Here is a 25,626-nt window from a genome sequence, read left to right on the forward strand (position 1 = left end):
GTATGTACTGGTAAACGGCCGGATTCGCGATGTCTGAAGTGCGCGCATCCGTGAAAAGCTAAGTATTCGTCATATGGTTAATCATCGGCTCAATTTCAGGTAATTCTGTCCGTCGTATCAGAGGAGGTCGTTGCGATCACAACCAGTTTTTGTATCCACGGACTGAACGGCGGAGGAATAAGCTGCATGACCGGATTGCTCGAAAGGCATGGGGTGGCATTTTTACCGAGTGGTCTGCTAGCATGGCAATCAATTTGTAATGACAGCCGGTTCTGGCGCTTTTTGCCGCTAATCGGTTTTTTTTGCCGGGCCATGAATGCCGGCAGTCAAAGCGACTTATCCGGAGATGCAATGCCCAAGCGGAATCTGAACTTTGCTGTGAGCCGCAGACTGGCAATCCAGGCGGCCTCGTGCGCTGCCGGGTTTGGACTTCTGCTGGTGTCTACTGCGGGTCACGCGCAGGAGTTTTCCCTATTCGGTGGCGGCTCTCGCGCGGGCAGCACAAACACCTACACCTGGGCATTTAATTATCAGGAAGGGCTCGGGCAATACTTTGCCGCGAGTTTCACGTGGCTCAATGAAGGACACATTCCGGACCATCACAGGGACGGCCAGATGATCCAGCTATGGGGCCGCATTCCCGTGGGAAGTCCGCAGTTCGTCCTGCAGGCAGGCATCGGGCCATACCGTTACTTTGACACCACCACCGCCGTGCAGGGCGGAAGCTATTCGGACACGCATGGCTGGGGTGTCGTGTATAGCGTGCGCGCGGCGTACTACGCGTCGAGCCGGTGGATCACGCAACTGCAGTTGAATCGCGTGCACGTGCAACGCGGGCCGGATGCGACAAGCCTGATGTTCGGCGTCGGCTATCAGCTCGATGCTCCCGGCACGCCCGGTCCGCGCGACTGGGCAAGCGGCAGCACGCACAAGGTCACCAACAATGAAGTCGCGGTGTATCTCGGCAAGACCATCGTCAATTCAACCAGCTCGCCGAGCGCGCTGGGCGGTGCGATCGAGTACCGTCGCGGTCTCGCAAAATACCTCGACGTGACGCTCGGTTATCTTCACGAAGGCAGCAGCAAGGTGGCCCGCCGCGACGGCGTGACCAGCCAGCTCTGGGCGACGCGTGCCTTCCTCAACGACAAGGTAACGCTAGGACTCGGACTCGGCGCTTACTACGCGATTAACGAAAACGAGAACAGCGCGTCGCCGGGGCCGGGCGCCGGGAAGTTTTCCGGCCTCGTGACGATCGCCGGTGCTTATCGTCTGACCGACCATTGGGAAGCGCGGATCGCGTGGAATCGGGTGGTCACAAGCTATGATCGCGATTCGGACGTGATTTTCGGCGGTGTGGGCTACCGTTGGTGACAGCCCGCCGTGCCGGCAGAAGCAGTCTTTGGAACCGATAGTAAATTCATACAAGAACCGGAGAAGAACATGAGAGCCAGCACCATCGCCGAACGGGAGGCTCGTGGCCGTGCCGCCCGCGAGCACTCGAAGCGGTCGAGCCATCGCACGGTGGGCGAATTGCATCGCAACCCGATCGAGCTGCTGAAGCAAAGCAGCGAAGGGCGGGTCGAAAAGCTCGTGCCGTTGCGCTACGGGCGCATGTCTGTGTCGCCATTCACGTTCTTTCGCGGCACCGCGATCATTCAGGCTCACGATCTGAGCCGGGTGCCGGACACAGGTCTCTCCATGCCGATATGCGGCGACGGCCATCTGATGAATTTCGGCGGCTTCGCGACGCCGGAGCGTCAACTCGTATTCGACCTGAACGATTTCGACGAAGTGGCAACGGGCCCATTCGAATGGGACTTGAAGCGCCTGACCGCGAGCCTCGTAGTGGCCGCGCGTCATATGCGTCTGAGCCGCGGCACGGCCGAGCATCTGGTGATGACCGCCGCCACCGAATATCGCGACCGTATGGCGCAATACGCGCAATGCGGCGCGCTCGAACTCTGGTACGACCGTATCACCTTCGATCTGATGGCCGAGACAGCGTTGACGCCGGAGCGTCGCCGCGTCGTGCGCCGCGGCATGGAGAAAGCGGCGGGCCGTACCCACGAAAGTCTGCTGGAGAAAATGGCCGAATTCGATGGCAATCGCTGGTCGATTCGCGATGCGCCGCCCGGGCTCTTTCATGTGCATGGCGTCAATACGCTGTTTTCTGCCGACGACGACTGGTTCACGACTGCCAACTGGAGCAAGCTGATCGAGCGGACGTGGAGCGAATACCTGAAAACCTTGTCGCACGATCGGCGAGAGTTGCTGAGCCACTTCACGGCACAGGACCTGGTGTTCAAGGTGGTGGGCGTGGGCAGCGTGGGTACACGTTGTCTGGTGTTGCTGAACGTCGATCACATGGGCAAGCCGCTGTTCATCCAGATTAAGGAGGCACGGCCTTCGGTGATCGCGCAGTACTACAAGGCGCCCTCGCTCAAGCATGACGGCGAGCGGGTGGTTCGCGGGCAGCGCATGCTGCAGGCAGCGAGCGATATTTTTCTCGGCTGGGCGAGCGGGCCGTCAGGGCGCCACTTCTACTTCCGGCAACTGCGCGACATGAAGTTGTCGGCGAACATCGAGCTGTTCGACACGGACCTCCTCGAAGGCTACGCGAAACTGTGCGGCTGGATCATGGCGCGCGCGCATGCCAAGGCAAGTGGCCAGGCGATCGAAGTCAGTGCGTACATCGGCCGTGGCGATCAGTTCGCGGAATCCCTCACCGGCTATGCCACCAGCTACGCGGACCAGGTGGAACGCGATTACGACGTGTTTCTGAAAGCCTGCCGCAGCGGCGAGCTCGAGGCGCGCACGGACGAAGACATGGCGGCGGATTTTCGGGTGTAACCGCCGCGTGTGAGAAGGATGCGAGGGGGCGTTTGCGTGGCTCGCCGCCGGGCCAGCGGCTAAGCCCTGCGAAAGGGCGCGGATTCAGTCGTCGATACGCGCTTCACGCAGGGTCACGAAACGCAAATGCCGCCGGCGGGCTTCGTCGATCACACGCGGCAGGACTGCGAGTATCAACGGTTTGCCGTCGATGGTGAGCGCGGCATTGCCGTCGTGCAGCAGCAGAATGTCGCGCGGGGCAAGGCCGTCGAGCAGCCGGTGCGCGACGACTTGCGGATCGCGCTCGCGCGTGTCGTAACCACGCCGCGTCCACGCCGCGAGCCGCAAATCGAGCTTGCTCAGCACGGGCTCGAGAAAGATGTTGCGCAAACCCGCCGGGGCACGGAAGAACATTGGGCGCTCGCCGCTCAATGCTTCGAAGGTACGTTGCGCCGCGTCGATTTCGCGTGTGAGTGCGGCTGGAAACGTGATCGAGAACGTGTGCAGGTGAACCTGCGAATGGTTTTCCAGCGCGTGGCCGCGTGCAACGATGTCGCGTGCGATCTCCGGATGGCGTTGTGCTTTCTCGCCGATGCAGAAGAAGGTGGCGCGCACCTTGAAGGCGTCGAGCAGATCGAGCACTTGCGGGGTGACGACGGGATCGGGACCGTCGTCGATGGTCAATGCGATCGCGTCCGCGTTGCGCGCGCCGACCGGCAGGCGAGTCCAGTTAGGGCCGAGCAGCGAGGTGCGCGGCAGCAGGCCGGCCACGGTGAAAATAGCGTGATTCGCGAAGATCGCGGCCAGCCACCACGGCCACGCCGAGGGCATCAGCAGGCATCCGGCCAGCACCAATACGTGCCAGGCGGCGGTGGCCGTGAGCATTGGGGGGTAGCCGGTGCGCGGCCAGCGGCGCTGCGGCGCGGCCTCAGCACCTTGCGGCTGTGTGAAGAGTTGGTTCATAAAGCGTGCTTCCTGTCTTCCTTCCACCATCCGGGGAAGAGCTTGAATTGCGCATGCGGCGCGCAACGGCGAACAATACCATTGATGCGCCGATCGGCATCGGGTTGCACCGGAAAGACAACTGATGAAAGCACGTTGAAAGACGTTATGCGTCGCGATGTCCGTGATTTCACGCCGGGCAACGTGGCCCGTCCCTCAGCGCTGACTTCACCGGGTTTACCGGTCAGGCATCCATGCGCTTGCGTCGGTCCGCCGGATGATCGATTCCGCTGATCCAGAACGGCCAGGTTGCGTTTTCGAAATCCTTCCTCAACGTGAAGACCGGCCGTGCCTTTGCATTTGTGATGGACGATCCGCTGCTGTATGGTGCTAAGGCCAAACTATCCGCTTTCGGCGGATAGGAAGTCGCTGTTCGCGAACCCGAACGACCGGGCGCTGCATTGATCCGCCGGACTGATCGACAGCGTGGCCCTGTCAGATCTGTCGCGTGCAGCGCATCTACGCAACAAGGAGAGTCGTGGTGACAGGAACGGGAATCAGGAAAGTGGCGCTGGTGACGGGCGCGGGCAGCGGCATCGGCCGAGCCTGTGCGCTCAGGCTGCTGGAACACGGCTATAGCGTCGCGCTGGCCGGCCGCCGCCAGGCGCCGCTCGACGCCGTGGCCGAAGAAGCGCGGCAACGGGGTGGCGACGCGCTTGCCGTGGCTTGCGACGTGACGGACGCCGACAGCGTCGCCGCGCTGTTCGACACGATCCGCACGTGGCGAGGCCGGCTCGACGTGCTGTTCAATAACGCGGGCCGCAATGGCTCGCCGGTGGATATCGACGAACTCGATATCGAAGAATGGCGCTCGGTGGTCGACACCAATCTTACCGGCGTGTTTCTCTGCACGCGCGCGGCCTTCGGCCTGATGAAAGCGCAGACGCCGCGGGGCGGCCGCATCATCAACAACGGCTCGATTTCCGCGCATGCGCCGCGGCCGAACAGCATCGCCTATACCGCGACCAAGCACGCGATTACCGGCATCACGAAAGCGGTTTCGCTCGACGGCCGCAAATACGACATCGTGTGCGGGCAGATCGACATCGGCAATGCCGCGACGGAGATGGCCGAGCGGATGGCCCGAGGCGTACCGCAGGCAAACGGCGAAATCGCGGTCGAACCGTTGATGGACGTGCAACATGTGGCCGACGCGGTGCTGCATATGGCGGAATTGCCGTTGTCGGCGAACGTGCAGTTCATGACGATCATGGCGAGCAAGATGCCGTTCGTCGGCAGAGGCTGAAAGGCGGGGCTTCGCGGGGCGAGCGGCTTGCAGGAGCGGCCTGGGCGGGCTTTGCAGGCGCGCGTTCAGCCCGGAGCGCCGCCGCGCGCCGCGCGGGAGATCAACTTATACTGAGCGTTTCCCGCCTTTTCGACAAAGCGATTCACCGTGCCCCGAGCCACACCCAAGGACGACCCGCAGCCGGTGCCGCCCGTGCAGCCCGAGCTCGAAGATTGTTGTCATAGCGGCTGCAATCCGTGTGTCTTCGATCTCTACGATGAAGCGCTCGAGCGCTATCAGTCAGCGCTCGCCGAATGGCAAGCAAGGCAAGCGGTGCCGGCGGCGCGAACCGCGCGCGAGCGGCAGAGCAAGCCGCGCACGCGCCGCTAACTGGCGTTTCAGCTTCCACACCCAGGCCGCAGCCCACACCTTCTCCCCGTCATGACCGACCCCCAGTCCGCATACGTCGAACCCTTCACCGCATCGCACACGCTGGACGACCTGCATACCTTCGTGCAGCGCTATCCGCGTCTGTTCGTGCTGACCGGCGCGGGCATTAGCACCGACTCAGGCATTCCAGGCTATCGCGACGACAACGGCGCATGGAAGCGTTCGCCGCCAATCACGCTGCAGGAATTTCTCGGCACGGCCGCGATGCGTCAGCGCTATTGGGCCCGCAGCATGGTCGGCTGGCCGGTCGTGGCCAACGCGCAGCCCAACGCCGCGCATACCGCATTGGCGCGGCTCGAGGCAGCGGGCCATGTGCCGACGCTCGTTACGCAGAACGTCGACGGTTTGCATCAGCGCGCGGGCAGCCGCGAGGTGATCGAACTGCACGGCGGCATTGATGGCGTGACATGCCTGGACTGCGGCATGCAGCATACGCGGGCGTCGATCCAGCAGACGCTCGAAGCCGGGAATCCCGCGCTGCTGAACGTCACTGCCGAAACCGCGGCTGACGGCGACGCGCATCTGGAGTGGCACGATCTGGAATCTTTTCGCGTTCCGGCATGCACGAACTGCGGCGGTTTGCTGAAACCGTCGGTGGTGTTCTTCGGCGAAAGTGTGCCGCGCGAGCGTGTCGAAGCGGCTTCGCATGCGCTCGATGCGGCGGACGCCGTGCTGGTGGTCGGCTCATCGCTGATGGTTTATTCCGGCTACCGCTTCTGCGTGTGGGCGCAGAAGCAGGGCAAGCCGATCGTTGCGATCAATCTGGGGCGCACGCGCGCCGATCCGCTGCTGTCGCTGAAAATCGCCGCACCGTGTGCCGATACGCTGACCGCGCTCGCGGGCCGTCTCGCACTGGACTAGTTACGCAGCGGGGGCAGGTTGCGTGGGTTGGTTGCCGGAAACCGCGCGGCCCGCGTAAATCGCCGATAATCCTTATCCCACGCAGCGCTGCTTTCACAAGAAACCGCCACACCAAAGGAACGCCGATGTTGACGACGATCGAACAGCTCGAAGCAATCTACGGTCAGCCTCACGAGCGCGCAGTGAACAAAGAGATTCCCTACGTGAACGAAGACTATCGCGCGTTCATCGAGGTCGCGCCCTTCGTGGTGCTCGCCACCGCCGGTCCCGACGGCCTCGACTGTTCACCGCGCGGCGACGCACCGGGTTTCGTGCGCGTGATCGACGAACGCACGCTCGCGCTGCCGGACCGCATCGGCAACAATCGCGTCGACAGTCTGCGCAATGTCATCGCCGAGCCGCATCTGGCGCTGCTGTTCATCATTCCGGGCGTCGGCGAAAGTTTGCGCGTGAACGGCCGCGGCCGCATTTCCAATGATCCGGAATTGCTGGACAGTTTCGCCGTCGAAGGTAAACTGCCGCGCACCGTTTTGCTGATCGACGTCGACGCGGTGTATTTTCATTGCTCGAAGGCGCTGGTGCGCTCGAAACTGTGGGATCCGGCGCATTATGTCGAACGTTCACGCCTGCCGAGCGCGGGTGAGATCCACCGGCGCATCAACGGCGTGCAGTTCGATGCGGTGACCTATGACCGTGAGCTCGCCGAACGCGTGCGAACGGCGCTGTACTGAAACAAAGTGAACATGACCGATTCCCATCCGGCGTTGCGGCAACGCTCGCCGTCTGCCGAACGCAATCGCGAACCGATTCTCGCCGTATTGCGCGAGGTGCTGCCCGCCACCGGCCGCGTGCTGGAAATCGCCAGCGGCACGGGGCAGCACGCTGTGTGTTTCGCCAGCGCGCTTCCTGGGCTTGACTGGCAGCCGAGCGACCTCGATGCGGATGCACGCGCGTCGATTGCCGCATGGACCGCGCACGAAGGGCTGGCGAACGTGCGCGCGCCGCTGGCTCTCGACGTGCATCAGGCGGATTGGGGTGTCGACGCGCAGGGCAAACTCGACGCCGTGGTCTGTATCAACATGATTCACATCTCGCCGTGGAGCGCGACGCAAGCGCTGTTCGACGGCGCGAGCCGCCGTCTTGCCGAGGGCGGTGTACTGTATCTGTACGGCCCTTACAAACGCGGCGGCGCGCATACCTCGCCGAGCAACGAGGCATTCGATTGGCAGTTGCGCAGCCGTGATCCGGCGTGGGGCGTTCGCGAAATGGAAACCGTGGTAGCGCTGGGCGCGTCGCTTGGATTGGTGTGCGACGAACCCATCGCGATGCCGGCCAACAATTTCAGTCTGGTGTTCAGGAAACGCTAACGGGTCGGACGAGTCTGACAAAACGATTGACCGCGCGTGGACGCCCGAAGCGCCACGCGCGGCGCAAAGCTCCGCTTGCGTGGCGCCCATGAGCGCCAGCGAGCGGCAAGCCGGCATTTCTTTTATCCTTTCACCCTCGACGTCCCGCCGACGTTCCTTCCGGCGCGGCGTCTCGACATTCATTGGACTCTGGAGAATTCACATGGGCAAACAGGCAATCGGCGTGGTGGGGCTAGCGGTCATGGGCCGCAATCTGGCGCTCAACATCGAAAGCCGCGGCCACGCGGTGTCGGTGTACAACCGTAGCCGCGAGAAAACCGACGAACTCATCGCCGAATATCCGGACAAGAAGCTGGTGCCGGCTTTCACGCTGGAAGAATTCGTGGAGTCGCTGGAAAAGCCGCGCCGCATTCTGCTGATGGTCAAGGCGGGCGAACCGACCGACGCCACGATCGCATCGCTCAAGCCGCTGCTGGATAAGGGCGACATCCTGATCGACGGCGGCAATACGCATTTCACCGACACCATCCGCCGTAATCAGGAACTGGCGAAGGCCGGCCTGCATTTCATCGGCACGGGCGTGTCGGGCGGCGAAGAGGGCGCATTGAAAGGCCCGTCGATCATGCCGGGCGGACAGCGCGACGCGTATGACCTGGTCGCCCCGATCCTCACCGAGATCGCCGCCAAGGCGCCGGACGGCGAGCCGTGCGTGGCGTACATGGGACCGGACGGCGCGGGCCACTTCGTGAAAATGGTGCACAACGGCATCGAATATGGCGACATGCAGTTGATCGCCGAGAGCTATGCCGTGCTCAAGCAGGTGGTCGGCCTGTCGAACGAAGAGTTGGGCAAGGTCTACACCGAATGGAACAAGGGCGAACTCGACAGTTACCTGATCGAGATCACCTCGAAGATTTTCGACAAGAAAGACGAAGAAACCGGCAAGGACCTGGTCGACGTGATCCTCGATCGCGCGGCGCAGAAGGGCACCGGCAAGTGGACCAGCCAGAACGCGCTCGACCTCGGCGCACCGCTGCCGCTGATCACGGAAGCCGTGTTCGCGCGCGTGCTGTCGTCGCTGAAGACTCAGCGCGTGGCCGCGAGCAAGGTGCTGGAAGGGCCGGCAGCGAAGCCGCTGGGCGTGGAGCGTGACGCCTTCATCGAATCGGTGCGCCGTGCGCTGTATTTCAGCAAGGTGATTTCGTACGCACAAGGCTTCGCGCAACTGCGGGCGGCCTCGGAAGAGTACAAGTGGCATCTCGATTACGGCACGATCGCGAAGATTTTCCGCGCCGGCTGTATCATCCGCGCCCGCTTCCTGCAGAAGATCACGGACGCTTATACGAAAGACAAGGCGATTGCCAATCTGCTGCTCGATCCGTACTTCCGCGACATCGCAAAGAACTACCAGTCGGCATTGCGCGAGGTCGTGATTGCCGCCGTCAATGCGGGCGTGCCGGTGCCGGCCTTCGCATCGGCCGTGGCGTATTTCGACGCGTATCGTTCGGAACGCCTGCCGGCAAACCTGGTACAGGCCCAGCGCGATTTCTTCGGCGCGCATACGTTCGAGCGTATCGACAAGCCGGGCAGCTTCCACGCGAACTGGAATTGATCGTTTGAATTGCGGCCCGGCGCGCGCTTGCCATAAGGCGCGCCGGGCCGCATGAGCGATTGAAATCGAGATAGGCGATTATTGTTGAAAGCTATCGGACTGATAGCGTGGCGGTACGTCGGGCCGGTTACTGTTTCGAAAATCGCAATAGAGTTTCGTCGTTTTAGGGGTTTCCCCTACATGTCAACGCTCCTAAACTTCTACTTAAGCGCTACGGACAACAGGTCCCAAAGCGCATTAACTACAAGTTCTGGAGGTTTACATCATGAAGTCCCTTATCTCTGCTGTTGTCGTTGCCGCTGCTCTGGTTGCGCCTGTTGCCTCGTTTGCCCAATCGAACCAACCCCTGACGCGCGCTGAAGTCCGCGCTCAACTGGTGCAACTGGAAAAGGCCGGTTACAACCCGATCGGCGACCATGTCGACTACCCGGCTAACCTGCAAGCCGCACAAGCACGTGTCGATGCTCAGAACGGCACCGCTCAAGCTGTGAACAGCGGCTACGGCGCACCGATGGCAGGCACCTCGCAAGCCGGCCGTACGGTGAGCGGCAATGACCGCAACTCGGTCTACTTCGGCAACTAAATCGCGCTGAAGCTTATGCAAACGCCGCCAGGCTGATTGGCGGCGAGCAATGAAAAAACGCCGCCCGGCAATTCCGGGCGGCGTTTTGTCGTTCACGGCGCTGCTTCGCCGTTGGCTCTATCTCAGCTCGATCCCAGCTCAATCTCAGAGCAGGCATCACCGGTTCGGCAAATGGGGAATCCCTTCGTTGCTGGTCAGATTGAGCTGGTGAATCTGCCGATGCGCCTTGTTCAGATGTGCCTGCGCGGCCACCCGTTGCGCTTCCAGTTGCGACACTTCCTTGCGCACCTGATGCTGCCGGTTCGACACGGTCTGTTCCTGTGCGCCGCGCCGTTGCAGATCCGAGCGCAGCCGTTCGGCCTGAGCCTCGGAGCGGGCGATCATGCGCGCCAACTGCTCGTTTTGCGCCTCGAGTTGCGCGCGGCGCGTCTCGCCATCCGAAAGCCGGGTTGCCTGTTCCTCAAAATGATGAAAGGCGGTTTCCGCAGCTTCGAGGTCGGCGGCTTTGAGTGCGCGCCACAACGAGCCGTCCTGATACAGCGCGACGTAGTACGTCAATTCCTTTGCGTGGAACAACAGGCTCACCGAATAGGCGAAGCTGCGAAATACGCGAAACGGCGTCAGCGCCTCTTCTTCGGCGAGCCATTCGACTTCGGCGGTGTCGGCCATCTGCACGCCGCGCGCGCTGACTTGCGAGGGCACCACCGGCACCGGCCGTAACGTCGTCACCGGCCGTGCCGGCTCCGCAGCCGGGGCAACCGCGGGTGAGCCGGCCGCGGAGCCGGCGGGAGCGACGCCGGCTGCCGCAGCTAGCGCGGCCTCCTCACTGTCGTCCGGCGATACGGAATCGGCGCTGTTCTCTCGTGAGACCTGCACGAGATGCGATGGGCCTGCCAGCACGCTACGGCGGTTCAGGAGACTTTTCACGGCGTTCCTCCGGTTGACTCGCCCGAAACCTTCGGATGGCGCCGACGCTCAGGTATGCCGGGCGATCAGGCGGTTCGGGCGGTGAGCGAAAACTGGCGGACCGTCGGCGCTTGGGGGAGCGCCGGGGTGCGCGTCGGTGCGCGGGGGTGCGGATGGGTTGTCCGCGAGCGCAGCTTTAATGCAGGGTGCGATGCCGTCGGCCGATTTCGTCGAACAGCGCGCGGCTGGGTTCCAGCGCAAGCAACCAGGATTCGTCGTAACCGCTGAGATTGTCGAGCGCCTCGCGCAGCCGTTCGATGGCCAGAGCCGGAATCTCAACGCTGGCTTCAACGCCGCTGGATAATCCCGCGATGCTGGCCAGTTGAACCAATGCGTCGGCGGCCTCGGCGACGTCTGCCGCGAAAACCAGATGCGTGTTCAGCAATTCGACCAAACCCGGCGACGCCGCAATGTCGTCGACGTTGAGCTGCACGGCCAGAAACGTGGCTTTGTTCATCCCCAACTCCTCGCTGAATTCAGGCGTTTTGCTTACGGCGCGTTGCGGCAGCATGACTGAGTATAGGCGAGGGCTGAAAGGATTCAATAATCACACTAATGCTCCTGGGCGGCCGCATGTCGGCGGCCATGCTTGCCGCAGCACCTATAATGGGGCCAGTCGAAGCGCGCGATCCTGCCGGGCCGGGCACGCCGGTATGCAGCACGGATAAGGTGCCGGCAGCGTAAGTTTCTCAACCAGCTATCCGCCATGAAGATCATCCGCAGCAAGAGCTTCACCGCGACGCGTCCCTGGGGCGCGCTCGATATCGCCAATATGCGCGGCATCACAACGCGTCTGCATTGGACCGATCAGCCGTACAAGTGGCATGTCAACGACGGCGAGGAGGTGTTCGCCGTGCTCGATGGCCGCGTGGAGATGCGCTATCGCGAGGGCGGGGTCGAGCAGTCGGCGATTCTGGAAACAGGCGACGTGTTCTACGCGTCGGTGGGCACCGAACATGTCGCGCATCCCATTGGCGTGGCGCGCATTCTGGTGGTCGAGGCCGAGGGCAGTGTCTGAGGCACGTCTCACCATGCCCATGGCGGAGCCTTAGCCGGCGCACACGGCGGCATAATGGACAGTCGCCGTGACGCCCGCACCGTGCGGCACGACAAATGCTTCGGGCTGATCGAATCCGGTTGAATCAAAATGTCGAGGAAAATCACATGACAAGACAATGGCAATTCACGGCGACCCGGTTGCTGATCGCGGCGACCCTCGGCGTACTGATCAGCGGCTGTACGACGATGCCGTGGGAAAGCACGCCGTTCTACAGCAGCGCGCCGTCGCGGCCGACCACGCTTGCCACGGTCCCGGTGCCGGCCGGTTACTACCGCGTCAATCCAGGCGACTCGCTGGCGGCCATTGCGTCAGCATACGGCCGTAAGCCGCAGGAGATTGCGGCGTGGAACGGTCTCGCAGCGAATTCGCCGGTCAATCCCGGACAAGTTCTGCGGGTAGCTCCGCCGATGGCGTCGGGTAGTGTCGTGACACCGCCGGTCAATGTTGCCGGTCAGAATAGTGCGACCGCGACACCGGGTGCGCCCGGCGAGGCCGACGTCGCGCAGCAAGGCGTGCTGCAATGGCCGTTGCGCGGTCCCATACTGAAGACTTTTGCGCCGGGCAAGTCGAACGGCATCGTGATCGGCGGCCATCCGGGCGACCCGGTCAAGGCGGCCGCGACCGGCCGGGTGGTGTATGCCGGCACGGGGATAGAAGCGTACGGCCCGCTTATCATCATCAAGCACGACGACTCGCTGATTACCGCCTACGGACAGAACAGTACACTGCTGGTCAAGGAAGGCGACGCTGTCGCGCAAGGGCAGACCATTGGCGAAGTCGGCGTGGATAGCCGGGGCGTGGCGTCGATCCAGTTCGAAGTGCGCCACAACGGCCAGCCGGTCGATCCGCTTGCGTGGCTGCCGAAGTCGGGCGGATAAGCTAATTTTTTGATACAAACTCGGGACACCTCGGGACACACAAGGCTCTCACCATGATCGATTTGCGCAGCGATACCGTAACCCGTCCCACCCCGGCCATGCTCGCGGCGATGTCGGCCGCCGAAGTGGGCGACGACGTCTGGGGCGACGACCCCACCGTGCTGCGTTTGCAGGCAACGGTCGCGGAGCGCGCCGGCAAGGAAGCCGGCCTGTTCTTCCCGAGCGGCACGCAAAGCAATCTGGCGGCGTTGATGGCGCATTGCGCGCGTGGCGACGAATACATCGTCGGCCAGTTGGCACACACCTATAAGTACGAAGGCGGCGGCGCGGCGGTGCTGGGCAGCATCCAGCCGCAGCCGCTCGAAAATGCCGCCGACGGGTCGATCCCGCTCGAGAAGATCGCCGCGGCGATCAAACCGATCGACAACCACTTCGCGCGCACGCGGCTGCTGGCGCTGGAAAACACCATTGGCGGCAAGGTGCTGCCGGCGGGTTACGTCGACGAGGCGGTGCAATTGGCGCGTCAGCGCGGCTTGTCGGTTCATCTTGACGGCGCCCGGGTCTACAACGCGGCAGTGGCGTCGGGCAAGCCGGTCGCGGCGCTGTGCGCACCGTTCGATTCGATCTCGATCTGTTTCTCGAAGGGGCTGGGCGCGCCGGTCGGCTCGGTGCTGGTCGGCAGCCAGGCGCTGATCGAGGTGGCGCATCGCTGGCGCAAGGTGCTGGGCGGCGGCATGCGTCAGGCCGGCGTGCTGGCGGCGGCTTGCCTGTACGCGCTGGATCACAACGTCGAGCGTCTCGCCGACGATCACGCGAACGCCGCGCATCTGGCGGCCGGCCTGGAAGCAATCGACCACGTCAAGGTGCAGTCGATCGCGACCAACATGGTGTTCGCGCAGTTTCCGCAGCAGGATTGCGCGCCGCTCGAAGCGTGGCTCAAGGAGCGCGGCATCCTTACGCAGATGCTCTACGCCTCGCGTTTCGTCACGCACAAAGATGTGTCGCGCGCGGATATCGATACCTTTATTGCCGCCGTGAAGGGGTACTTCGCCGCGCGCTGAGCGGTTGCTCAGGCAGAGGCACGCAGAGGGAAAAAACGGGCGCGCTGCGGTGGCAGCGCGCCCGTTCTGCTTAGTCCGCCGAGTCCGGCTAGTCGGCTAATCCGCCGACGCCTTCGCATGCGCGCCCGCGCGATGCGAAGGCGCGAACAGCCGCAGCCCGCTCGCGAGGCTCGCCGCGCCGGCGAAGAAGGCGCCGGTACTGAGCGCGAGCGTCGGTCCATGCCGGCCCGCAATGCCGAAGCTCAGCGCGACCAGCGCGGCGCCGGTAGTTTGCCCAAGCAGCCGCGCGGTCGCGACGATGCCGCTGGCGCCGCCGCTGCGCTCGGGCGGCGCGCTCGCCATCAATGCCTTCAGGTTCGGCGACTGGAAGAAGCCGAAGCCCGCGCCGCAAATCGCCATGCGAATGCCGATGTCGAGCACGTGCGGATGCACCGGCAGCAAGGCCAGCGACGCCATCCCCGCCGACATCACCGCGAGGCCGATCGCGCCGAGCAAGCCCGGCGGGTAGCGGTCGGACAGACTGCCCGCCAGCGGCGCGGCCAATGCCACCACCACCGGCCACGGCGTCATCAGAAAGCCGGTCTCGACCTGGCTGCGATGCAGCACGTCCTCGAAATAGAAAGGTAGCGACACGAACGCCAGCCCTTGCGCGGCGAACGAACACACCGCGGTCACCGCCGACAACGCAAACACCGGCCGCTTGAATAGATCGACCGGCAGCATCGGCGCAGGGTGACCCGCTTCGCGACGAATCAGCAGCACGCCGAACACCACGGCGATCGCCGCGGCGCTCAGCACCAGTTGCGTCGACGCGCGCTGGGCCGCTTCGCCAAGCGCGAAGATCAGTGCCGCGAAAGTGATGACGTTGAGGAGCGCCGCAACCGGATCGAAGTTGTGGGTGCCGCGCTCGGTGTGCGGCAGCGCGGGCCACGCGAAGGCCAGAGCCAGCAGGCCGAGCGGCACGTTGACCGCGAACAGCCACGGCCATGCGGCCACCGACAGAATCAGCGACGCCACCGTCGGCCCGACTGCGAACGACACGCCGACGATCAAGGCATTGGTGCCGAGGCCTCGTCCGAGCCGATGCGGCGGATACAAATAGCGGATCAACGCCGTGTTCACGCTCATGATCGCGCTCGCGCCGAGACCTTGCAGCACGCGCGCGGCGGCCAGCATCGGCAGCGTCGAGGCGAGCGAGCACGCGAGCGACGCCAGTGTGAACAGCGCAATGCCGCCGATATAAATCCTGCGATGCCCGACGATGTCGCCGAGTGCGGCGAGCGGCAGCAGCGTCGCGACCATTGCGAGCTGGTAGGCGTTGATGATCCACACGGACGCCGCGGGCTGCGCATGCAGATCCGTGGCAATGGCGGGCAGGGCGGTATTGGCGATCGCGGTATCGAGCGTGGCGAGCGCGACCGCGAGCATGATCGCAGCCATCGCGCGGCGGTTGGCCACGCTCATCGGACCGTCTGCCGGCAAGGTCTGGTCGAGTGTTGCGCTGCGGGCAGTGCTGGGTTTGTCGGACAAGGCGTGGCTCGTCGGGTTAGGCATGGCGCAGCACCGGGCGCGTCCGAAGGACAGCGCGGCGCGCCAGTGGCAGGGTTGCATGGAACGAAGCGCGCAGAGGCCGAGTGCAGTGTTCCAGGCGGCTCGCGCGGCGAATGAAGCGATTGTTACAGAGACGCGGAAATCGTGCTGGGAGCCTGGCGGGGCGGAGGCGCTTTGTAAGCTGCCTATGACGCAGCGAAACTGCAGCTAACACGCAACTAACGGTCAACCCGGTCTCGAGTCTTCGAACTGACACGCGTTTCACCTTGTCACACCTCACTTCACATAACCGTTCAGCAGACGAGGTGCTCCGATTTGACCACGCATCGAACCAGTCAACGCATTCATCGGCCAGTCACACATCGAAAAAATAATCGTGCATGCTTCTGCGACGCAGGGGGCCTTCACCCCTCGCCATCGCCTGCCTGTTTTGCGGGCCGATGCACGCGCGCAGTGCCGCGTGCGGGCGGTTTGCACCGCGTCCGTGCGCAAAATCCGTGAAGCGCCACCTTCCAGTAGGCATGGCATGTGCGTGAACCCCCGCTCTGGCTCGCCGATGTTCACGGGCCGTAAAATGTCCTACTCTGCTTGTTAACCCGCCAGACCGGCACGCGCCTCCCGTCCGTCATCCATGCGGTTTGCGTAGGTCGTGTCGCTATTTCCCGGAGGCTTCGATGACAGCCGTCGATCTGGAATTCGACCAGCTCAACAGTACCGTCGACGCGCTACGGCGCTCAATTTCCAATCGCATGATGTACGGTGTCGGCAAGGACGCCGTTACCGCTCACCCGCATGACTGGCTGCACGCCGCCGCACTCGCCGTGCGCGACCGGCTGGTCGCGCGCTGGATGAAGACCACGCGCCTGCAATATGAACAGGACGTCAAGCGCGTCTATTACCTGTCGATGGAATTTCTCATCGGCCGCACGTTTACGAACGCGTTACTCGCGCTCGGCATTCACGATCAGATGAAGGAAGCGCTTGCGAGTCTCGGCGTCGACATGGAGATGTTGGTGAATATCGAGCCGGACGCTGCCCTCGGCAACGGTGGCCTCGGGCGGCTCGCGGCCTGTTTTCTCGATTCGATGGCGACGCTCGGCATTCCGGGTTTCGGTTACGGCATCCGCTACGAATACGGCATGTTCCGCCAGGAGATCGTCAACGGCGAGCAGGTGGAGGCGCCGGACTACTGGCTGCGGGCGGGCAATCCGTGGGAGTTTCCGCGGCCTGAGATCAAGTACATGGTGCACTTCGGCGGACGTACCGTGCAGCGCGGCGAGTATGTCGAATGGATCGACACCGAGCATGTGAATGCCACGGCCTACGACACGGTGATCCCCGGTTACGCGACCAGTGCAACGAACACGCTGCGCCTATGGTCCGCGCGTGCCACCGAAGAGCTCGACCTGGGTGCATTCAATCGCGGCGACTACCGCAACGCGGTCGACACCAAGAACATGTCTGAGAACGTCTCACGGCTGCTCTATCCGGACGATTCGACACCGGCCGGCCGCGAGTTGCGGCTTCGTCAGGAATACTTCTTTGTTTCCGCGACGATGCAGGATCTGATTCGCCGCTATCAGCGCACGCACAGCACGTTCGGGCGTTTCTCCGAAAAAGTCGCGGTGCATCTGAACGATACGCACCCGGTGCTGGCGATTCCGGAGCTCATGCGTTTGCTGGTGGACGTTCACCATCAGCCATGGGACAAGGCATGGCAGCACGTTACGAAAATTTTCTCGTACACGAATCACACCTTGATGCCCGAAGCGCTGGAAACGTGGGACGTCGAGATGCTTGCGCGGCTTTTGCCGCGTCATCTGGAGATCATCTTCGAGATCAATGCGGGATTTCTCAAGCATGTCAGCGAGCAATCGGGACATGACGGCGAGATGATCCGCCGCATTTCGCTGGTCGACGAGTATGGCCAACGGCGTGTGCGGATGGCATATCTGGCGATTGTCGCGAGTCACAAGGTGAATGGCGTATCGAAACTCCATTCGCAGTTAATGACGCGCGATATCTTCGCCGACTTCGCGCGCATCTATCCGGACCGTTTCACCAACGTCACCAACGGCATCACGCCGCGGCGCTGGCTGGCGCAGGCGAATCCGTCACTGTCATCGCTGATCGATCAGCAGATCGGCAAGGATTGGCGCAGCAATCTGCTCGAGCTGGACCAATTGCGCACGCTGCGCAACGACAGCGCGTTTATCGACGCTTTCCGCGAAGCCAAACGGCAGAACAAACTGCGGCTCGTGCAGCGGCTCGCGCATCACACGAAGCTGCATTTCGATCCCGATGCGTTGTTCGATCTGCAGGTCAAGCGCATTCACGAATACAAGCGGCAGTTGCTGAACGTGCTGCACGTGATCGTCCGCTACAACCAGATTCGTGCGAATCCGGAGCGCGATTGGGTGCCGCGCGTGGTGCTGTTTGCCGGCAAGGCCGCTTCCGCCTATCGCATGGCGAAGACGATCATCAAGCTGATCGGCGACGTCAGCGAGAAGGTCAATCACGATCCGTTGATCGGCGATCGTCTGAAGGTGGTGTTTGTGCCGAACTACGGCGTGAGCGTGGCTGAGTTGATCATTCCGGCGGCCGATCTGTCGGAGCAGATTTCGATGGCCGGCACCGAAGCCTCTGGAACCGGCAACATGAAGCTCGCGCTGAACGGCGCGTTGACGATCGGCACGATGGACGGCGCCAACATCGAGATCTGCGACGCCGTAGGGCGCGACAACATCTTTATCTTCGGCCATACCGCTGACGAAGTGGACAGCCTGCGCGCCACCGGCTACCGGCCGCGACAACTATACGAGGAGAATCCGGAACTGCGCATGGCGCTCGACCAGATTCGCACGGGCTTCTTCTCGCCGGACGATCCACTGCGCTTCTCGGATATCTTTCACACGTTGGTGGATTGGGGCGACCACTATATGGTGCTTGCCGATTTCGCCGCGTTTGCGAAAGCACAGGACGAAGTGGACGCGCGGTTCATTGACCGGCGCGTATGGGCCGAGAGCGCGATCGAGAATGTCGCGGGCATGGGGCAGTTTTCGTCGGATCGCACCATCGGCGAATATGCACGCAACATCTGGCACGTGAATCCGCTCAATATGGCGTGATACGAACGCGGTTGTGGTGCGTGCTTAAAAGAAAAAAGGCCGTGCGATTTTTTTCGCACGGCCTTTTTATCGAGCGATGAATCTCACGGGGCGAATCGTTCGCTTTGCTGGGCCGCATACAAACCGAGCTGCCGGTTCGCGAAGTCGAATAGAACATCGATATTTTGCATTGCCATCAAACCGACCACGATCCGGTTCGCATCCGGCTTCGCCTTGACGATCGTGACTTGCGCTTTTTCGTAACGATGCACCCATGAACCCGTGCCGATAGCCGCTTCATAGTTGCCCTGGTCGAGCACGCTGCCCACTTCGCCGTCGCCGGTCCAGTTGGGCGCTTTGTCGGTTTCGATGCGGATCATGCCCGTGCTGCCGGTGGCGAACACCAGCGGCGCGCAGAAGGTCATCTTGCCGCCTACGTTCACGCAGCCCCGCGGCCATTGCGCCGTACCGTCTTTCGAGACTGTCATCGGCACCATCGTGTAGTCTTTGGTAAGCGTATTCGACGGGCTCAACACCATATACGGCTTCGCGAAGTTGGCGTGCACCAGATAGCGTTGACCGATGTTGCCGGGCAACGCGCGCAAGGGTTGAGTGCAGCAACTATCGTCCGGCTGCGCGGCGCCTACACCGACGATGCCCGAAAACGCCCAGCCGAATTCACCGGTGTAGCCATCCATCCCGGCGCATTTGCGAGCGTTCGGCAGGCAGCGCACGACGTCCACCGCTTGCGCAGCGATCAGCGCCGGCTTGGTGCCGGCCACGCTGAACGGCAGCTTGATGGACGAGCCGAGAATTTCCACGCCGTTCGCGAACGACAGCGAGCTCACCCCGCCGGCACTCGGATAGTTCGAACCGGGCAGCACCGATTTCAGCACCCGCGTGCCTTGCGTTCCGGTGTCGAGCGCCATGTACAACGCCTTGCCGTCGAGTTGGACCGGCAGGCCGAGACGCGCGTGATCTTCGTCCGCGCGCTCCACATGCAACGGGATCAGCATACCGTCGTTGCCGCCGTTGATCAGCGCGGCCTGAGCGGGCGGCGGTGTGGGGGTAGGGAAGGTGACGGAGCAGCCGGTCAGTGCGGCGAGCGCGCCCACCGCGATCAGCGCTGCTGCGGCTGAACGACGTAGTTGAGCAAGGAAATCAGAACCGGCATGCCGGCGTGCGGCATCGAGAGACGACAAGGACATAGGATCACGCTTTGCAAAAGGCGGGTCCCTGGCGAAGGCGATGCATGGTGAGCTGCGGGGTGGACAACTCGAACAGCACTGATGGCAATCTCACTGGATTGCCGTGGCGTGGGCGGGGAAACCGGGACGCTTGCGAGGGCCTGCGGGAGGGGACACGCGGTAACAGGAGCGGCGACTCTACATGGCCACTCGCGGGCAATTGCAAAGATGTGTAAAGGTCTGCGGACGACTGGCCAGTCGTCCGTGCAAACGTTGATCTATGTCAAAAGACGCGCGGGCGGCGGATCACGGTGGCTTGCGCGCGACCGAGCGTGGCGCGATCGAGCGTGGCCGCCAGCAGGCCGATCACGTCGTCGAGCGTGCGCGAGGTGACTTCGACACGAAAGGTCACGCGCTCGTGCTGCCGATCGACGGTCACGACGTACAGACGCAGATCGTCTCCGAGCGCGGCATGCAACGCGCGCCGTCCATTGGCCGACGAGGTGCCCGGCACGGTGACGTCGATGATGACGAGCGGCACGACGATATGCGTGCGGCGGGGAGTGTGTAATTCGCGCGGTGCACGGGGTGCGCGAGTGGTGGAGATTTCAGGCGTTGCTACTGACGTGAGCATCATGGTTGCGCCGATTCGGCGAGGCGGCGCGCGTTGTTGATACCCAACCACTCTAGCGGCGCGCACCTCAACGACGCGCAAAAGCTGCCGCGCCGCGAATCAAAATTGTGTTAACGCGCGCCGGCGTTCTGCGTGCGTCCGCGACTCAGGCCTTTGGCGCCGCAGCGGCTGCCTTCGCCTCGTGCACGGCCGCCGCAACGCGTTCGACGAACTCGCGGTCGATGCTCATAAGGGCTTCACGTTCTCCATTGCCGGTCTGCACCATCAACCGGTGCGTGACGTCCTGGGTTGCCCACGTGAGCCAGCCAACCACGATCAGCATCGTGCCGCACACCATGCCGACGGGCGAGCGCCATATCCCGCCGACAATCGCGCCCGCGAGTCCAAAGAGCGAGATCGTGTATGGCAGGACCTTGTTCTTCTGCACGGTGACGACCTGCACGTCGACAATGTCGCGTAGCGGAAAGACCTGGCCGGCCGATGACAGTGCGTTACGCGTGACCGACACGCCGCGATCGTTGAAAGGGGTATCCATCGGGTCCAATGCAAGCGGTAGCAAAGGGCGCAGCGTACCAGACTTTGGCTGACTAATATTATGGATTTGAAGCCGGCCTGATGGGCGTCCGATTTCAAGAAATTGGCTGCCCGCATCGGGTCGGAATCGCCCCTTCAGATGCATATGTCGACATAGTGAACTAGACTTAACCGCAAGCCAGTCAATCCGCGCAATTTTGTAGAAGCGTTTCCCGAGTCCTTACGTGTGTAAAGCGAAAGAAATGTGGAGGGAATATGCGGTCTCTTATCGGATTGTTGGCTGTCTGCTTCATCAGTGCCGGCGCGTTGGCGGATGAGGGCGAGGCGTTAACGCGCGAGCAGGCGCTTTCTACGGTGCCGGGATCGACCATGAGTCGCATCGGGCAGAACGGTGGCGTTCGTGAATGGACCAATGGCGCGGACGGCACCGCGACAGTTAGCCGACTTCCAAAGCCCGGGTCGAAACAGGGAGTACGCAAAGCTGCGGCCCGTTGGTCGATTGCCGATGACGGGCGGTATTGTCTGGACGAAGACTGGTCTACGGAGCAGGGTGGACCGCTGCATTGGTGTTCACGCATTGCGCAGGACCCGGACGGGCGGTTGCGGTTACTCCACTGATCATGTACAGGGAACATCGCGTTCGCGGGCGTCGGCTGGAAATGACAATGGGTGAAGTCAATCTTTCGGAAGTGTACCGAGACTATATTGCCTGCCTGAACGCGCAGGACTGGTCGAAGCTCGGACGTTTTGTCAGCGACGACGTGAGATACAACGGGAAAACGATCGGCGCATCAGGGTATCGCGAGATGCTTGAAAGAGATTTCCGCGAAATTCCGGACTTGTTCTTCGAGATTGAACTCCTCGTTTGCGAGCCGCCGCACATTGCCAGCCGTTTGCATTTCGACTGTGCTCCCCTCGGTGCGTTTCTCGGACTTCCCGTGAACGGCAAACGGGTTGCGTTCGCCGAAAACGTCTTCTATGAGTTTCGCGGCGACAAGATTCAGGAAGTCTGGTCGGTCATCGATAAGGCTGCAATTGAAAAACAGCTGTAACGTCATGTAGACGCTGACGTCGGCACGAGTCAGCGCTCGTCTGCTGGGCGTTCAGCGCCTGATCGATGGAGCGACTAGCGGCGGAATAGGTATTCTCGACTGACGCATGTTCCTTCTGCTACGCGAGTCCCGGTGACAGCGGAATGAAAAAATAAAATGTTGACATTTTTGCGGCGGCTCCCTAGACTGCATTTCATGGAAACCGACCACAATCCTGCCACCGTCTCTCTTGCTGACTTTCGGGCGAACACGCTGACCGGTGTCGTCCAGCACGAGATCGAGCGAATGATCCTGAGCGGTGAGCTCAAACCTGGACAGCGGCTGAACGAAAAGGCTGTTGCCGACAAGCTTTCCGTAAGTCGCGGTCCTGTACGGGAAGCGTGTCGGTCGCTAGCCGAATTGGGACTCGTATACCTGATCCCGCAACGAGGCGTATTCATCCAGCGCGTAACGCGCGACGACGCGATCGAAGTCTACGATCTGCGCGCGGGGCTTACGGCATTGGCAGCGTCGTTACTTGCGCCGATTCTGACGCAAGAAATGGCAAATCAACTCGATGCGTATGTCGACCAGATGCAGGAAGCCGCGGAGAAAGGCGACTTCTCGCGCTTTGATCCGCTGAATCTGGAGTTCCATGATTACATGGTGCGCTCGACCGGCAATTCGCGGCTGACGAAGCTGTATCGCGGCTTCGTCAAGGAATTTCATCTGTTCCGCGTGCACGGACTGGTTCAGCGCGGTGCGCTGTTGGAGTCGAATGAAGAGCACCGCGAAATCGTCAGTGCCTTGAAGTCCGGGAATGCGACCCTGGGCTATGAAACGAGCTTCAGCCACGTGTCGAAAGGCAAGGAGCGGATGCTTATGGCGCTGGACGGAATGGCGACCGCCGGAGCGGATGGGGATCGCCGGGAAACCAGTAGCGCAACGCCTTGACGAAGTAGAGCGGTGCAAGCCGATAGTGATTCACAGGACCTGACGGATACATATGGCTGCTCTAGCAACGGTCAAGTGCAAGCGGATTAATTTGTACTCCATATTGGTAGTAGTGCAAAAAATACTTTGACGGCTGTGCTCGGGTTTCACATCAACCTACGGCAATTTTTCCTATGCTTGAACTATCACTGGCTTGCCAGGTTACCGATCGAACGCGCGCTCTGCTTGACGGAAAGGTCGTGATCGAAGGTTGCAAGATCAATTTTATGAGCGGCCCTGCCGAAGCGATTTTTCAGCGCGCGTTTCGGCACGCCGAATTCGACATCTCCGAGTTATCGCTCGGCACGCATCTACTGACTTCGGCGCGTGAAGAAAGCCGCTATATCGGTGTGCCAGTGTTTTTGTCGAGATCGTTTCGCCATTCAGCGATCTATGTGCGCACCGATCGCGGTATCGATTCTCCGCAAGCGCTCAAGGGCTGTCGCATCGGCGTACCGGATTTCCAGCAAACTGCCGGAATCTGGGTGCGCGGCATGCTCGGTGACGAATACGGTGTTGATAGTCGCGATGTGAACTGGATTGTCGGGGGGCTGGAACAGGCGGGCCGTGAGGCGCGCGTCCCGTACAGCGTGCCGGAAGATATCCGTATCGAGCCGATAGGCGCCGAGCAGACGCTCTCAGGAATGCTTGATGCCGGTGAGATCGATGCTGTAATCGCGCCGAAGCCGCCGTCGTGCTTCGGTCGCAACGAACGCGTACAGCGGCTCTTTCCAGACTTCAGGAGTGACGAGGAAGCGTGGTTCGGCAAGACAGGCCTTTTTCCGCCCATGCACATGCTCGGCATCCGTCGGACGTTAGTCGACCAGCACCCATGGCTGCCGGTCAACGTATATGCGGCGTTCAGGAAGTCACGGGATCTGGCGTTGGCTGAACTTGCGGTCACCGACACGTTGCGCGTCATGCATCCGTGGATCACTTCCGAATTCGAGCGTGTGAAATCGGTGATGGGTAACGACTACTGGCGCTACGGCGTGAAGGAGAATCGCGCCGATCTCGATACATTGCAGCGTTACGCCAAAAGCGACGGTCTGATTCGCGAGGAGGTGCCGATGGAGCGGCTTTTCGCTGCCAGTACGTTTGACTCATTCAATTTCTAAGCGACTACAGAGCGCCAAAAAAACAGGAGACGATGTAATGAGAAGGAGACTTGGAAGAGCTGGCGTCATGTGGGGGGTCTGCGCGGCGCTGATCTCAATCTATGCCGCACATGTCCGCGCGGCTGACGCGTGGCAACCGCATCGGCCGATTGAGATTGTCGTGCCGAGCGCGCCAGGCGGTGGGCTCGATCTCGTAGCCCGCACGCTTCAGAGCGTCATCCAGCAGGAAAAGCTGTCGAGTAAACCGGTAACCGTCATGAACCGGCCAGGTGGCGGCGGCACGGTCAGCATCGCTTACATCAATTCACACGAAGGCGACGGCCATTACGTCTCCGTCCAGGCGCTGCCCCTGATCACGAACCGCATCACCGGACTGAGTACCGTCGGCATCGACGATGTAACGCCGCTGGCCGTGTTGGTCACGGAGCAGGTGGTGTTCTCAGCGCCCGGCGATTCGCCGATCAAGTCAGGCGCGGATCTGATCCAGATGCTGAAGAAGGACCCCTCGTCGGTCACGATGGGGGTGTCGAGTTCCCCGGGCGGGCAGAGCCACGACGCGGCGGCGCTTGTCGTCAAGAGCGTGGGTCAGGATCCGAAGAAGATGAAAGTCGTGTTCTTCGACTCGGGTGGCGAGGCAATGACCGCGCTGATGGGCGGGCACGTCACCGTCTCCGCGACTCCGGCTGGGGTTGTGCTCGGGCCGAGCCAGGCGGGCCGAGTGCGCCTGATTGCAATCTCCGGCGACAAACGGGAAGACGGTGCGCTGGCGATGGTGCCGACCTGGAAGGAGCAGGGCGCGAACGTCGCCTTCACGACGTGGCGCGTACTGGTCGGTCCGAAGAACATGACGCCCGCGGAGATTGCATGGTGGGATAACGTCCTCCAGAAAGCGACTGCGTCGCCGCTGTGGGCCGTGGCCGTCAAGCGTAATCTATGGACTGCAGACTATCAGAGCAGTACGCAGACACGAGCTTTCCTTCACGGCGAGCGTGATCGCCTCAGCCCGCTGCTGACCGATCTCGGCCTCGCCAAATAACGCGCTTTCCCTTAACCCGTAGCACCTACCGACATGGAGAACCATATGTCACGCATCGTTCACCTCGCAGTCAAGGTCGATGACCTCGAGGCGGCCACACGTTTCTACACGGAAGTATTTGGTTTCACGGAAGTGAAGACCGGGCGTAATCGCGAACACATCTCGCGCCACATGACCGACGGCCACATAGACTTCACCCTCATGAAGTACGACAGCGAGGATTCGCATGAAGCTCAACTAGCCGGAGCCGGTCCGCGTCTGCATCACTGGGGCGTCACAGTCGACGACCAGGAAGCTGCCGCTGAGCGGATCAAGCAATACGGCGGCGAAATCCTGTCCGCGAAGGGCGAGGGTGCGCTCAAGTTTCGCGCGCCGGACGGCACGATCGCTGAAGTCGTGAGGCCTGGCCGCTACAACGAAAAGTGAAGCGCCGGATATAAGGCGCGAATGGCACTGGCAGCACGCAGTGGATGACAGGTAATCTGCAGCGGCTTGCGCGGCCCCGCTTGCTATACGAACCGGCGGCGACTGCCTTTCTGGC

At 62.1% G+C, this 25,626-nt stretch carries 26 protein-coding genes; 19 read left to right on the top strand and 7 right to left on the bottom strand.

Translation table 11 applies throughout. The features are described from left to right. Positions 1 to 351: 351 nt before the first annotated feature. Together AC57B6_RS03175 and AC57B6_RS03180 are read left to right on the top strand one after the other, a co-directional pair. Positions 352 to 1,371: a hypothetical protein gene (locus AC57B6_RS03175; RefSeq protein WP_474633594.1), complete on the top strand. Its 1,020-nt coding sequence runs from the start codon at positions 352 to 354 to the stop codon at positions 1,369 to 1,371. Between the two features lie 69 nt (positions 1,372 to 1,440). Continuing rightward, positions 1,441 to 2,850, top strand: a complete 1,410-nt coding sequence (locus tag AC57B6_RS03180) for a DUF2252 domain-containing protein (RefSeq protein ID WP_496420681.1) — start codon at positions 1,441 to 1,443, stop codon at positions 2,848 to 2,850. 84 nt (positions 2,851 to 2,934) lie between these two features. Here the strand turns inward: AC57B6_RS03180 and AC57B6_RS03185 are convergent, their stop codons facing one another. Beyond that, entirely contained in the window at positions 2,935 to 3,792 is an 858-nt protein-coding gene (locus AC57B6_RS03185) for a polysaccharide deacetylase family protein (RefSeq protein ID WP_028198307.1), read from the bottom strand. A 520-nt stretch (positions 3,793 to 4,312) separates the two neighbouring features. Between AC57B6_RS03185 and AC57B6_RS03190 the strand changes: the two genes are divergently transcribed. The 7 genes from AC57B6_RS03190 to AC57B6_RS03220 all read left to right on the top strand — a co-directional run bounded on the left by AC57B6_RS03190 (position 4,313) and on the right by AC57B6_RS03220 (position 9,929). Further along, on the top strand, positions 4,313 to 5,077 hold the full coding sequence (locus AC57B6_RS03190; protein ID WP_028198306.1) for an SDR family oxidoreductase: 765 nt from the start codon (positions 4,313 to 4,315) through the stop codon (positions 5,075 to 5,077). Between the two features lie 147 nt (positions 5,078 to 5,224). Then, on the top strand, positions 5,225 to 5,446 hold the full coding sequence (locus AC57B6_RS03195) for an oxidoreductase-like domain-containing protein (RefSeq protein WP_030100160.1): 222 nt from the start codon (positions 5,225 to 5,227) through the stop codon (positions 5,444 to 5,446). Between the two features lie 51 nt (positions 5,447 to 5,497). Then, positions 5,498 to 6,367: an NAD-dependent protein deacetylase gene (locus tag AC57B6_RS03200; protein WP_030100161.1), complete on the top strand. Its 870-nt coding sequence runs from the start codon at positions 5,498 to 5,500 to the stop codon at positions 6,365 to 6,367. A 125-nt stretch (positions 6,368 to 6,492) separates the two neighbouring features. Next, positions 6,493 to 7,098: a pyridoxamine 5'-phosphate oxidase family protein gene (locus AC57B6_RS03205; RefSeq protein WP_496420682.1), complete on the top strand. Its 606-nt coding sequence runs from the start codon at positions 6,493 to 6,495 to the stop codon at positions 7,096 to 7,098. Between the two features lie 12 nt (positions 7,099 to 7,110). After that, positions 7,111 to 7,734: a DUF938 domain-containing protein gene (locus tag AC57B6_RS03210; RefSeq protein WP_030100163.1), complete on the top strand. Its 624-nt coding sequence runs from the start codon at positions 7,111 to 7,113 to the stop codon at positions 7,732 to 7,734. Between the two features lie 202 nt (positions 7,735 to 7,936). Then, entirely contained in the window at positions 7,937 to 9,346 is a 1,410-nt protein-coding gene (gene gnd, locus AC57B6_RS03215; protein WP_496420683.1) for an NADP-dependent phosphogluconate dehydrogenase, read from the top strand. Between the two features lie 265 nt (positions 9,347 to 9,611). Beyond that, positions 9,612 to 9,929 carry a DUF4148 domain-containing protein gene (locus tag AC57B6_RS03220; protein WP_496420684.1) on the top strand — a complete coding sequence of 106 codons (318 nt, stop codon included), beginning with the start codon at positions 9,612 to 9,614 and terminating at the stop codon, positions 9,927 to 9,929. Positions 9,930 to 10,085: 156 nt separating this feature from the next. Here the strand turns inward: AC57B6_RS03220 and AC57B6_RS03225 are convergent, their stop codons facing one another. After that, the gene (locus AC57B6_RS03225) at positions 10,086 to 10,856 is read right to left on the bottom strand and encodes a DUF2968 domain-containing protein (protein WP_046572663.1); all 771 of its coding nucleotides are present in this window, start codon (positions 10,854 to 10,856) and stop codon (positions 10,086 to 10,088) included. A gap of 175 nt (positions 10,857 to 11,031) precedes the next feature. Continuing rightward, positions 11,032 to 11,352, bottom strand: coding sequence for a hypothetical protein (locus tag AC57B6_RS03230; protein WP_028198298.1), 321 nt, complete (start codon positions 11,350 to 11,352; stop codon positions 11,032 to 11,034). 249 nt (positions 11,353 to 11,601) lie between these two features. Here AC57B6_RS03230 and AC57B6_RS03235 point away from each other — a divergent pair, with 249 nt between their 5' ends. The 3 genes from AC57B6_RS03235 (at position 11,602) to ltaE (ending at position 13,894) form a co-directional block, all read left to right on the top strand. Continuing rightward, positions 11,602 to 11,913 (top strand): cupin domain-containing protein, encoded by a 312-nt coding sequence (locus AC57B6_RS03235; protein ID WP_028198297.1) that lies wholly within the window; start codon positions 11,602 to 11,604, stop codon positions 11,911 to 11,913. A 146-nt stretch (positions 11,914 to 12,059) separates the two neighbouring features. Continuing rightward, a complete protein-coding gene (locus tag AC57B6_RS03240) occupies positions 12,060 to 12,833 on the top strand; it encodes a peptidoglycan DD-metalloendopeptidase family protein (protein WP_454807198.1) in 774 nt (257 codons plus the stop codon). Positions 12,834 to 12,886: 53 nt separating this feature from the next. Continuing rightward, the gene (gene ltaE, locus AC57B6_RS03245) at positions 12,887 to 13,894 is read left to right on the top strand and encodes a low-specificity L-threonine aldolase (protein ID WP_496420685.1); all 1,008 of its coding nucleotides are present in this window, start codon (positions 12,887 to 12,889) and stop codon (positions 13,892 to 13,894) included. 96 nt (positions 13,895 to 13,990) lie between these two features. Here ltaE and AC57B6_RS03250 read toward each other — a convergent pair whose 3' ends face one another. Continuing rightward, positions 13,991 to 15,358 carry an MFS transporter gene (locus tag AC57B6_RS03250; protein ID WP_496420696.1) on the bottom strand — a complete coding sequence of 456 codons (1,368 nt, stop codon included), beginning with the start codon at positions 15,356 to 15,358 and terminating at the stop codon, positions 13,991 to 13,993. A 761-nt stretch (positions 15,359 to 16,119) separates the two neighbouring features. Here AC57B6_RS03250 and AC57B6_RS03255 point away from each other — a divergent pair. Next, the gene (locus tag AC57B6_RS03255) at positions 16,120 to 18,573 is read left to right on the top strand and encodes a glycogen/starch/alpha-glucan phosphorylase (protein ID WP_496420686.1); all 2,454 of its coding nucleotides are present in this window, start codon (positions 16,120 to 16,122) and stop codon (positions 18,571 to 18,573) included. Between the two features lie 83 nt (positions 18,574 to 18,656). On the opposite strand, the gene AC57B6_RS03260 is transcribed toward AC57B6_RS03255, so the two are convergent. From AC57B6_RS03260 to AC57B6_RS03270, 3 genes are all read right to left on the bottom strand, one after another. Beyond that, the gene (locus tag AC57B6_RS03260; RefSeq protein ID WP_496420687.1) at positions 18,657 to 19,760 is read right to left on the bottom strand and encodes a hypothetical protein; all 1,104 of its coding nucleotides are present in this window, start codon (positions 19,758 to 19,760) and stop codon (positions 18,657 to 18,659) included. 262 nt (positions 19,761 to 20,022) lie between these two features. Further along, entirely contained in the window at positions 20,023 to 20,376 is a 354-nt protein-coding gene (locus AC57B6_RS03265; protein ID WP_216751351.1) for a hypothetical protein, read from the bottom strand. A 142-nt stretch (positions 20,377 to 20,518) separates the two neighbouring features. Continuing rightward, on the bottom strand, positions 20,519 to 20,908 hold the full coding sequence (locus AC57B6_RS03270; protein ID WP_028198290.1) for a DUF6232 family protein: 390 nt from the start codon (positions 20,906 to 20,908) through the stop codon (positions 20,519 to 20,521). Positions 20,909 to 21,162: 254 nt separating this feature from the next. Here AC57B6_RS03270 and AC57B6_RS03275 point away from each other — a divergent pair, with 254 nt between their 5' ends. From AC57B6_RS03275 to AC57B6_RS03300, 6 genes are all read left to right on the top strand, one after another. Continuing rightward, positions 21,163 to 21,525 (top strand): hypothetical protein, encoded by a 363-nt coding sequence (locus AC57B6_RS03275; protein ID WP_025495942.1) that lies wholly within the window; start codon positions 21,163 to 21,165, stop codon positions 21,523 to 21,525. A gap of 47 nt (positions 21,526 to 21,572) precedes the next feature. Continuing rightward, positions 21,573 to 21,959 carry an ester cyclase gene (locus AC57B6_RS03280; protein WP_496420688.1) on the top strand — a complete coding sequence of 129 codons (387 nt, stop codon included), beginning with the start codon at positions 21,573 to 21,575 and terminating at the stop codon, positions 21,957 to 21,959. Between the two features lie 195 nt (positions 21,960 to 22,154). Continuing rightward, entirely contained in the window at positions 22,155 to 22,892 is a 738-nt protein-coding gene (locus tag AC57B6_RS03285; RefSeq protein WP_496420689.1) for a GntR family transcriptional regulator, read from the top strand. A gap of 266 nt (positions 22,893 to 23,158) precedes the next feature. Continuing rightward, positions 23,159 to 24,049 carry a substrate-binding domain-containing protein gene (locus tag AC57B6_RS03290; protein ID WP_496420690.1) on the top strand — a complete coding sequence of 297 codons (891 nt, stop codon included), beginning with the start codon at positions 23,159 to 23,161 and terminating at the stop codon, positions 24,047 to 24,049. A gap of 37 nt (positions 24,050 to 24,086) precedes the next feature. Then, complete coding sequence (locus AC57B6_RS03295) at positions 24,087 to 25,085, top strand: tripartite tricarboxylate transporter substrate binding protein (protein ID WP_030100173.1); 999 nt, start codon at positions 24,087 to 24,089, stop codon at positions 25,083 to 25,085. A 45-nt stretch (positions 25,086 to 25,130) separates the two neighbouring features. After that, positions 25,131 to 25,511: a VOC family protein gene (locus tag AC57B6_RS03300; protein ID WP_025495947.1), complete on the top strand. Its 381-nt coding sequence runs from the start codon at positions 25,131 to 25,133 to the stop codon at positions 25,509 to 25,511. Positions 25,512 to 25,626: the final 115 nt, after the last annotated feature.

Source organism: Paraburkholderia sp. BGA-UO-ETr-F12 (assembly GCF_059567945.1).